At 63.4% G+C, this 9,065-nt stretch carries 10 protein-coding genes; 1 reads left to right on the top strand and 9 read right to left on the bottom strand.

What is annotated here, in order from left to right:
• Nucleotides 1-518: 518 nt before the first annotated feature.
• The 7 genes from VNZ93_RS19040 to coaD form a co-directional block, all read right to left on the bottom strand.
• Nucleotides 519-1,367 carry an amidohydrolase family protein gene (locus tag VNZ93_RS19040; RefSeq protein WP_325708780.1) on the bottom strand — a complete coding sequence of 283 codons (849 nt, stop codon included), beginning with the start codon at nt 1,365-1,367 and terminating at the stop codon, nt 519-521.
• Nucleotides 1,367-2,368 (bottom strand): tripartite tricarboxylate transporter substrate binding protein, encoded by a 1,002-nt coding sequence (locus tag VNZ93_RS19035; RefSeq protein ID WP_325708777.1) that lies wholly within the window; start codon nt 2,366-2,368, stop codon nt 1,367-1,369. The genes VNZ93_RS19040 and VNZ93_RS19035 overlap by 1 nt, the downstream gene beginning before the upstream one ends.
• A gap of 174 nt (nt 2,369-2,542) precedes the next feature.
• Nucleotides 2,543-3,676 carry a tRNA guanosine(34) transglycosylase Tgt gene (tgt, locus tag VNZ93_RS19030; RefSeq protein ID WP_325708774.1) on the bottom strand — a complete coding sequence of 378 codons (1,134 nt, stop codon included), beginning with the start codon at nt 3,674-3,676 and terminating at the stop codon, nt 2,543-2,545.
• Nucleotides 3,673-4,752 carry a tRNA preQ1(34) S-adenosylmethionine ribosyltransferase-isomerase QueA gene (queA, locus tag VNZ93_RS19025; protein ID WP_325708771.1) on the bottom strand — a complete coding sequence of 360 codons (1,080 nt, stop codon included), beginning with the start codon at nt 4,750-4,752 and terminating at the stop codon, nt 3,673-3,675. Before queA ends, tgt begins: the two co-directional genes overlap by 4 nt.
• A gap of 132 nt (nt 4,753-4,884) precedes the next feature.
• Complete coding sequence (locus VNZ93_RS19020) at nt 4,885-5,346, bottom strand: peptidylprolyl isomerase (RefSeq protein WP_325708768.1); 462 nt, start codon at nt 5,344-5,346, stop codon at nt 4,885-4,887.
• 11 nt (nt 5,347-5,357) lie between these two features.
• Nucleotides 5,358-5,897, bottom strand: coding sequence for a peptidylprolyl isomerase (locus tag VNZ93_RS19015; RefSeq protein WP_325708765.1), 540 nt, complete (start codon nt 5,895-5,897; stop codon nt 5,358-5,360).
• Between the two features lie 24 nt (nt 5,898-5,921).
• Nucleotides 5,922-6,419 carry a pantetheine-phosphate adenylyltransferase gene (coaD, locus tag VNZ93_RS19010; RefSeq protein WP_325708762.1) on the bottom strand — a complete coding sequence of 166 codons (498 nt, stop codon included), beginning with the start codon at nt 6,417-6,419 and terminating at the stop codon, nt 5,922-5,924.
• A gap of 165 nt (nt 6,420-6,584) precedes the next feature.
• Here coaD and VNZ93_RS19005 point away from each other — a divergent pair, with 165 nt between their 5' ends.
• Nucleotides 6,585-7,013: a hypothetical protein gene (locus VNZ93_RS19005; protein ID WP_325708759.1), complete on the top strand. Its 429-nt coding sequence runs from the start codon at nt 6,585-6,587 to the stop codon at nt 7,011-7,013.
• A 36-nt stretch (nt 7,014-7,049) separates the two neighbouring features.
• Here VNZ93_RS19005 and VNZ93_RS19000 read toward each other — a convergent pair whose 3' ends face one another.
• Together VNZ93_RS19000 and VNZ93_RS18995 are read right to left on the bottom strand one after the other, a co-directional pair.
• Entirely contained in the window at nt 7,050-7,649 is a 600-nt protein-coding gene (locus VNZ93_RS19000; RefSeq protein ID WP_325708756.1) for a DUF4337 domain-containing protein, read from the bottom strand.
• A gap of 105 nt (nt 7,650-7,754) precedes the next feature.
• On the bottom strand, nt 7,755-9,065 hold a 1,311-nt coding region (locus VNZ93_RS18995; RefSeq protein WP_325708753.1), incomplete at its 5' end, for a DNA gyrase C-terminal beta-propeller domain-containing protein.

Here is a 9,065-nt window from a genome sequence, read left to right as displayed (position 1 = left end):
CAATTGAACCTCTCATCACACCAAACAGAACATCTTCGTTGTTTCGGCCGCTATCGACGACCCGCAACCGGCGCGATCCGCATACGCACAGCGATCACGCAAAGGTTTCAAACTCGCATCTCATTTTCTTCTAATCGCGCAGCCTCGCAATCTCGCAATGCAGTGTCGTGAAGTTGCCATGAACGACCGGTACAGGTCTGGGCGCTAGGAGGAGGGGTAACGAGAAGGAGGACCGTCATGAGGCTATCATCCGGCGATCCAGCCCCCGTCGCTTACCCTGCTTTTCGTCGGCCGGCCTGCCCGTCCTGCGGTAATATACAATTCGCGGCCGCGGGTACCGAGTTTGTTGGGCAGGGTAAGATCACGAATATTTGGGCCTGCGATAGCTGCGACCACGAATTCCGTACGGCGCTCGCGGTGCCATACGAAAACTGACTCCCGATCAAAGCAAAGAAAAAAGGGCTCACCGGCACATGCGGTGAGCCCTTTCCCTTTTCGGGCGCCCGCATACCGGTGATTTAATACCCGTAGAGCCTGGCCGGGTTGTCGATCAGCAGCTTCTTCTGCAGCGCCGCATCGGGAGCGATCTTTGGCAGAAGGTCGACCAGGTCGGCCTCGTCCGCGTCATGCGTCGAGTTGGGATGCGGGAAATCCGTGCCCCACAACACGCGGTCGGGACTGGCCTCCACGATCCTGCGAGCGATCGGAACCGCCTTGTCGTAAGGCGGCATGTCGATCCGTTCCGACCCCGAGACCTTGATCCAGCAGCGATCGAGCTTTGCGAGATCGAGCAGCGCCTCAAGCGGTTTCTGATCGACGCCGTCCTTTGCCGGCACCCGCCCCATGTGATCGATCACGAACGGCAGCGTCAGCCCGCGCATCATGTCCGACAACGGAATGATGTCTGGCGCGTCCACGTGCAGCACCACATGCCAGCCAAGCGGCTTGATGCGGCGCAGGACGTTGGCGAACACGTCCATGTCCGGCGAGCCGCCGAGATGCTTCACGAAGTTGAAGCGCGCGCCGCGCACCCCGGCCCGATGCATGACCGGAATGTCGGAGCCCGGCGTATTGGCGTCGATGATCGCAACGCCGCGATAGAGCTCCGGCTGCCAAGCCAGCGCATCGAGCATCGCGCGATTGTCACTGCCATGGCAGCTCGCCTGCACGATCACGGCGCGCGTCAGCCCGAGATGATCGTGCAACGCTTTCAGCGTCTCCTTCGGCGCATCCTCGGGCGTATAACGCCGGTTCGGCGCATAGGGAAACACGCTGCCCGGACCGAACACATGGCAATGCGCGTCGCATGCATTCGGCGGAAGCTGGAATACCGGCTTCCGCCGCTTCGAAAAGTCGATCTGCGACATCAGCGCTTCTCGATGCCGGCCTTCTGAATGACGTCAGCCCACTTGGCGATGTCGCTCTTCAGGCGGTCCTGAATTTCCTGCGGCGTCGAGCCGCGTGCGTCGATGCCGAGTTCGAGCGCCTTCTTCTTCACTTCCGGATCGGCCAGCACTTCGTTCAGCGCCTTGTTCAAGGTGGCGATCACGTCCGGAGGCGTACCGGCCGGCGCGAAGATCGCGTTCCAGGATGTGACGTCCCATTTCGGTTCGCCCGCCTCTTTCGCGGTCGGAGCATCCGGCAGATAGGCGCCGCGCTTCGAGCCCGAGATCGCGACTGGGATGAACTTCTTGGCCTCGAGGCCGCCGCGAAGCGCAGCGTAGAACTCGGCTCCCATCTGGATGTCATTGCGCTCAAGCGCCACCAGCACGTCGCCGGAGGTCTTGAACGGCACGATCACGAAATTCAGCCCGGAGACCGACTTGAACAGCTCAGCGCCGAGATTCTGGCTCGAGCCTGCGGCGATGGTGCCGACGTTGAGCTGCCCCGGCTTCTCCTTCGCGGCTTTCACAAAGTCGCCGAGCGTCTTGTAGGGGCCGGTGGCGTTGGTCACCAGGACGAGGTCGAAATATCCCATCGCCGAAACCGGCGCGAAATCCTTGATCGGATCGAACGGCAGGCTCTTGAACAGACCGACGCTGACAGCCGTGCCGTTCGAGAAGACCGCGAGCGTGTAACCATCGGCCGGCGACGACATGACTGCGCGCGCCGCGGAAATGCCACCGGCGCCCGGATTGTTTTCGACCACAAAACGCTGGCCAAGCTTCTCGCCGAGCTTCTCGGCCACGAGCCGTGTCGTGATGTCGGCAACGCCCCCCGCGCCGAAGGGCAGAACGATCTTCACCGGACGGTCCGGATATTTGCCCTGGGCCGCAGCAGGCAACGGAGCCAGCAACATTGCGGCAAGCCCGGCGAGGGCAAGGCCTGTCGTGCGGAACCGGCGCGCAGGATTGTTCTTGTGATGCATGGCTAGATCTCCCAATCAGCCGCCAAAAAGCAGACTTTGCGCCGCAAGGGCAAGTCCCAAAAGCTGCATGGATGGTCGCGGGGGAGCTCAGAACTCGCGGCCGAGCCTCCGGTCGAGCGAGAGCGAGATCAACTGCGACCCGTAAGAGCCCAGCACGGTCGAGATCGGGCCGACCTATCGCGGCGGAATGTCGCCCGCGTCCCAGCCCTGCTTTGTCGCATCGCGATAAGCCATGAAGGTCCCAGCCGCGATCGCCTCGCGCGCCCCACGCATCAGGGACTGATAATAGGCGAGATTGACCTGCGTCAGCAGCATCCCGCCGAGCGCCTCGTTCGCCTTCACGAGGTGATGCAGATACGCACGCGAATAGGTCCGCGTCGCAGGATCGCTGCTGCGCTCATCGAGCGGACGAGGGTCATCGGCGTGCCGCGCATTCTTCAGATTGACCGGACCATGCCGGGTGAAGGCCAGGCCATGGCGGCCATTCCTCGTCGGCATCACGCAGTCGAACATGTCGACACCGCGCCACACCGCCTCGATCAGGTCGTCCGGCGTGCCCACGCCCATCAGGTAACGCGGCCGGTCCGTCGGCAATTCCGGCGCCACGATATCAATCATCGCCAGCATCACCGCCTGCGGCTCGCCGACGGCAAGACCACCGATCGCGTAGCCCTGGAAGTCCATCCCGACGAGGGCCCGCGCGCTTTCCACCCGCAGCTCCGGGTCGTCGCCGCCCTGCACGATGCCGAACAGCGCGTATCCGGGCTTTGCACCTTCAAATGCGCGCTTTGAGCGCTCCGCCCAGCGCAGCGACAGCTGCATCGCGCGTTTGATCTCCTCGCGCTTTGCCGGCAGGCGCAGGCATTCGTCGAGCTGCATCGAAATATCCGCCCCGAGGAGCCGCTGAATTTCGATCGCGCGCTCGGGAGACAATTCGTACATCGTCCCGTCGAGATGAGAGCGGAACGTCACCGCGCGCTCGTCGAGCTTGCGCAGCTGCGACAGCGACATGACCTGGAAGCCACCGGAATCCGTCAGGATCGGCTTGTTCCAGTTCATGAACCTATGCAGCCCGCCAAGCGCTGCGACCCGCTCGGGACCCGGTCGCAGCATCAGATGATACGTGTTGGCGAGCAGGATATCGGCGCCGGTGCGCGCGACATCGTCGGTCGTAATCGCCTTCACCGTCGCCTGCGTGCCGACCGGCATAAAGGCCGGCGTTGCGATCCGGCCATGCGCGGTCTCGACCTCGCCGGCGCGCGCTGAGCCATCGGTTGCGATCAGGTGGAAGGAGAAGGGCTTGGTCATTGTCCGGGATGTAACAGGCAGGCGTCGCCGTAGGAATAGAACCGATAGCCGGTCGCGATGGCATGGGCATAGGCGCGCTGCATCGTCTCGAGCCCGGAAAAGGCCGCGACCAGCATGAACAGGGTCGATCGCGGCAGATGGAAATTGGTCATCAGGAGATCGGTAGCGCGGAAGCGATAGCCCGGCGTGATGAAGATATCGGTCTCGCCGCGGAAAGGGCGCACCCTGCCCGCGTCATCGGCCGCGCTCTCCAGCAGCCGCAAGGCCGTGGTCCCGACCGGCACCAGACGCCCGCCCCTTGCGCGGACCTCGTTCAGCGCGGCCGCCGTCGCCTCGTCGATCTCACCCCATTCCGCATGCATCCTGTGAGCGGCAGTGTCGTCCGCCTTCACCGGCAGAAAGGTGCCGGCGCCGACATGCAGCGTCAGCTTGTGCAAGGACACGCCGGCGGCCTGAAGTCGCGATGCCAGATCGGGCGTGAAATGCAGCGCGGCGGTTGGAGCGGCGACGGAGCCCTCCTCGTCCGCGAACATGGTCTGATAATCGGCAGCATCACGCTCGTCGGCCTTGCGCTTGCCGGCGATATAGGGCGGCAGCGGCATTTCCCCGCGCTCGGCGATGGCCTGATCGAGGACCGCGCCATGAAACGCAAAGGACAGCGTCACCTCGCCGGCGTCGCCCTTGTGCTCCACCGTCGCATCGAGCTGGCCGAGAAAGCAGACCTTGCCCTCGTCGCCGAAACGGACGATGTCGCCCTCCTGCAGACGCTTCGCCGGCTTGACGAAGGCGAGCCAGCGCGAGCCATCGAGCCGCTTGTGCAGCGTCGCCTCGATCTTCGGCTCCTCGCCACGGCCGATGCGCCTCCCGAACAGCCTCGCCGGAATGACCTTGGTGTCGTTCACCACCAGCGCATCGCCTGCACGCAACAGCTCAGGCAGATCGCGCACGATCCTGTCTTCGGTCTCCGGCGTCTCGCCCGGGCGCACGACCATCATCCGCGCGGAATCGCGCGGCGACGCCGGACGCAGAGCGATGCGTTCCGGCGGCAGGTCGAAATCAAAGAGAGATGTGAGCATTCGCCATCCTGTACCTCCCCCTGCAAGGGGAAGGTCGGCGCACGAAGTGCGCCGGGTGGGGGTCAATCATAGAGAACCCCACCCCGACCGCCTTCGGCGGCCGACCCTCCCCTTTCAGGGAGGGATAAGAAACTACGCATCCGCCGCGATCGTCGCCTTGATGATCTTGTCGGGATCACGCACCGGTTCGCCGCGCTTGATCTTGTCGACATTTTCCATGCCGGAGATCACCTTGCCCCAGACCGTGTATTGACGGTCAAGGAAGGTCGCGTCATCGAACACGATGAAGAACTGGCTGTCGCCGGAATCCGGGTTCTGCGCGCGCGCCATAGAGACGACGCCGCGCACGTGCGGCTCGGCGTTGAACTCCGCCTTCAGTTTCTTGCCCGAACCGCCGGTCCCGGTGCCCTGCGGGCAGCCGGTCTGCGCCATGAAGCCGTCGATCACGCGGTGAAAGACGATGCCGTCATAGAAGCCGTCGCGCACCAGTTCCTTGATGCGTGCAACATGGTTCGGCGCAAGGTCGGGACGCATCTCGATGACGACGTCGCCCTTGGTAGTCTCGAGCTTCAGTGTGTTTTCCGGATCGGCCATATCGGATCTCCCTATTTCTTGTCGGCCTGCACAAAGGCGCGCGTGATGCGATCTGGATCCTGCACCGGTTCGCCCTTTTTGATCTTGTCGACATTGTCCATGCCGGACACCACCTCGCCGATCACCGTATATTGACCGTTCAGATGCGGGGCTTCGGCGTAGGTGATGAAGAACTGACAATTGGCCGAGTTCGGGTCGCTCGCGCGCGCCATGCCGACCACGCCACGGCGGAATGGCACCTGCGAGAACTCGGCCTTGATGTTCGGATATTTCGATTTACCGCGTCCGTCGCCGCGCTCACCGTCGCCGGTCTGCGCCATGAAGCCGGGAATGACGCGGTGGAACGGCACATTGTTGTAGAAGCCATCACGCGCGAGCTGCTTGATGCGCTCGGCGTGGCCGGGCGCGATGTCGTTGCGCAGACGGATGACGACATTGCCCTTGGTGGTTTCAAGCACCAGCGTGTTCTGCGGATCGGATTGGGCGGATGCGGGCTGGACCGGCGCCACAAGCGCAAGCGCGGTCAGCAGCACGGCAAGAATGCGGATCATGAAGGCTCCCTGAGCGTCCAGGAACTAGGACGAGAATTTGGCTTTGAGCCGCGCTGCGACAGATGCGGGCACAAATTGCGAAATGTCGCCACCCATCTTGGCGATCTGGCGCACGAGTGTGGCAGTGATCGGGCGCACCGCCGGGGATGCCGGCAGGAACACGGTCTGGACCTCCGGCACCATCGCGCCGTTCATGCCAGCCATCTGCATCTCGTAATCGAAATCGGTGCCGTCGCGCAGGCCGCGGATCAGCAGGGTCGCGCTTTCGCGCTGCGCTGCCCGTACAACGAGATCGTCGAATGTCAGATAGCCGAACTCGCAGCCGGTCTCTTTGGCCACCGGCTTGCAGACCTCGGCCAGCATATCCATCCGCTCCTGCGGGGTGAAAACCGGGGTCTTGCCGGGATGGACGCCGATAGCAAGCACGAGCCGGTCGGCCAGCCTTGCGGCCTGCCGGACGACGTCGAGATGACCGTTGGTGACCGGGTCGAACGATCCGGCATAAAGGGCGATGCGCGGCATAGGTCCGTCTAGCTTGCGGTCCACATTCCCGCAAGGGTCAGACAACGCCACACCCCGGACCGCGTTCCGGATTTCTCATAAATTTTGCGAGGGTCGAACCAAATTCCCTTTCGGGAGTCTTAAGCCCACACGGATGAGTTCAAGCCGGAAGGGCGCGCAGAAATCATGATCAAGGCCGCAACTGCGATGGCAAGTGCCGCCGCGCTGGCGGCCTTCCTGATATTCGCCGTTCCCGTGCTGGTGAATGCCAGTGCGCAGGTGCCCGGCCAGAAGAGCGACCGAGCCGACCTCTCCGATTGCGAACTCCGAAGCTGGCCGTATTACGCCCGCACCTGCGTTCGGGACGAGACCCGCAATGCCGGCCGATCGGTCAAAGTCCGGGTCGTTGCTCCCGACCGGATCACGCCCGACGAGATCAGGGCGGCGTCCGGCGCGGCGCCGGCCCGTCTCAGCCGCGCGGCGCTGCTCGACCGAGCTCCCTTGTCCAATTTGCCGCTGTCGAACCTGGTCGCTCCGTCGAGCTGGATGATGTCCTACGGCGAGGCGAAGCTGAATCTCGAGGCGGCCGACTTCATCCGACGCACCGTGCGCTGACCTTGCCGCTTCGGCGCAGGTCTCCGCGCCACAGCATCAGCTCAGGAACGGGACGCTCACCCAAAGCGTGAACCCGTTGATCATCAAGAGGCCGCCGAGAAGACCGACCGCCCCGCCGAAGAAGCTCAGCCAGACCACATCGGCGACGATCGCGACCGAAATCAAAACGATCGCGATCTGCAGCAATGCCTCGGCGTAGTCGAAATAGGGATCCTGTTTGAGCGCGTGGTCGCGCTTTGATTCCAGCTGCTTCGCGCGCGCGACCAGTTCTGTCTTGCCCTCGTTCGTCGTCGGCTCGGACTCATAGCGCGCGACGGTCGCGCGGTATTTGGCAGCCTTGTCCTTAAGCGCCGCACGCGCTTCATCCGGCAATCCGGGCGTCGCAAGCCAGGCCGCCTCGATCTCGTCGGCAGCCAGTGCGTATGCGGTCTGACGCATGTTCTTCGCCTGGAAGAAATTCCAGTAATTCGACGCCTCGACGTTGCTGTTGAGTGCGTCTTTGGTCGCGTTCTGGCCGCCAAGTCCGGTGATAGCGAGCAGCATCGCGAAGAATGCAATCGCAACCGCGGCCCGCTGCTTGAAGGTGTCTTTCGACTTTTCCGCATCCATCATTTCGGCAGCTTCGTCGGCCTTCATGGCGCCACCCCTTTTTGCCGCAGCGCTACGCGCCACGGCCGTGACAGACTTGTCCATGTGGAGAAGTTGAAGGGCTCGCGCGCCCGGATACGAACCGTTGGAGCGTTACGATCCGTTGGAAACGTCGTCGCCTTCTTCGGAGAGCCGCTCGACCGAGACCACACGTTCGTCTTCGGCCGTATCGAACACGATCACGCCCTGCGAGGAGCGGCTCACGATCCGGATGCCTTCGACCCGCGTGCGGATCAATTGTCCGCGGTCGGTCACCAGCATGATCTGGTCGGATTCTTCCACCGGGAAGGAGGCGACCAGCTTGCCGGTCTTCTTGCGGATGGTCTTGGCGCCCTTCTTGCCCTCGAGGATGCCCATTGCGACGATGCCTTTGCCGCCGCGATTGGTGATCCGGTATTCGTAGGAGCTGGTGCGCTTGCCCATGCCCTTTTCGGTGACGGTCAGCACGAACTGCTCGGCCGCCGACATCTCGACATAGCGCTGCTCGCCAAGTTCGATGGTATCGCCCCCGACGTCCTCCGCATCGGCCTCGTCGTCCGCATCGGCAGAATCGGCTTCATCGCCGCGGCGCACGGCATTGGCTCGCTTGAGATAGGCGGCCCGTTCCTCGGCAGTCGCATCGACATGGCGAAGGATCGACATGGAAATGATGCGATCACCCTCCTCCATCGAAATGCCGCGCACACCCATTGACGAGCGGCCGGCGAACACGCGCACATCCGACACTGCAAAACGGATGCACTGGCCGTTCGCGGCGGTCAGCAACACATCGTCGGTCTCGCGGCAGATCTGCACGTCGACGATGCCCTCGCCTTCGTCGAGCTTCATCGCAATGATGCCGGACGGGCGAACGTCCGAGAAATCGGACAGCTTGTTGCGGCGGACCGTGCCCTTCGTGGTCGCAAACATCACGTCGAGCGTGTCCCAGGTCGACTCGTCCTCGGGCAGCGGCATGATGGTGGTGATGCGCTCGCCCTGCTGCAGCGGCAGAATGTTGATGATCGCCTTGCCACGCGCCTGCGGCGCCGCCATTGGCAACTTCCAGACCTTGAGTTTGTAGACGCGGCCGAGCGAGGAGAAATACAGTACCGGCGCATGGGTGGACGCCACGAACAGCCGCGCCACGAAATCCTCGTCGCGCGTCTGCATCCCGGCGCGGCCCTTGCCGCCGCGGCGCTGCGCCCGATAGGTCGAAAGCGGCACACGCTTGATGTAGCCCTGATGCGACACGGTGACGACCATGTCCTCGCGGTGGATGAGGTCTTCCTCTTCCACCTCGTCCATCTGCTCGACGATCTCGGTCCGGCGCGGCGTGGCGAAGTCATCCCTCACCTTCGCCAGCTCTTCCTTCACGATGGCCTGGATGCGCGCGCGCGAGCGCAGGATCTCAAGATAGTCGCTGAT

The sequence above is a fragment of the Pseudorhodoplanes sp. genome (genome assembly GCF_035565795.1).
Taxonomy (GTDB): domain Bacteria; phylum Pseudomonadota; class Alphaproteobacteria; order Rhizobiales; family Xanthobacteraceae; genus Pseudorhodoplanes.
The sequence above is the reverse complement of the archived record's forward strand: the minus strand, read 5'-3'. Positions and strand labels throughout refer to the sequence as shown.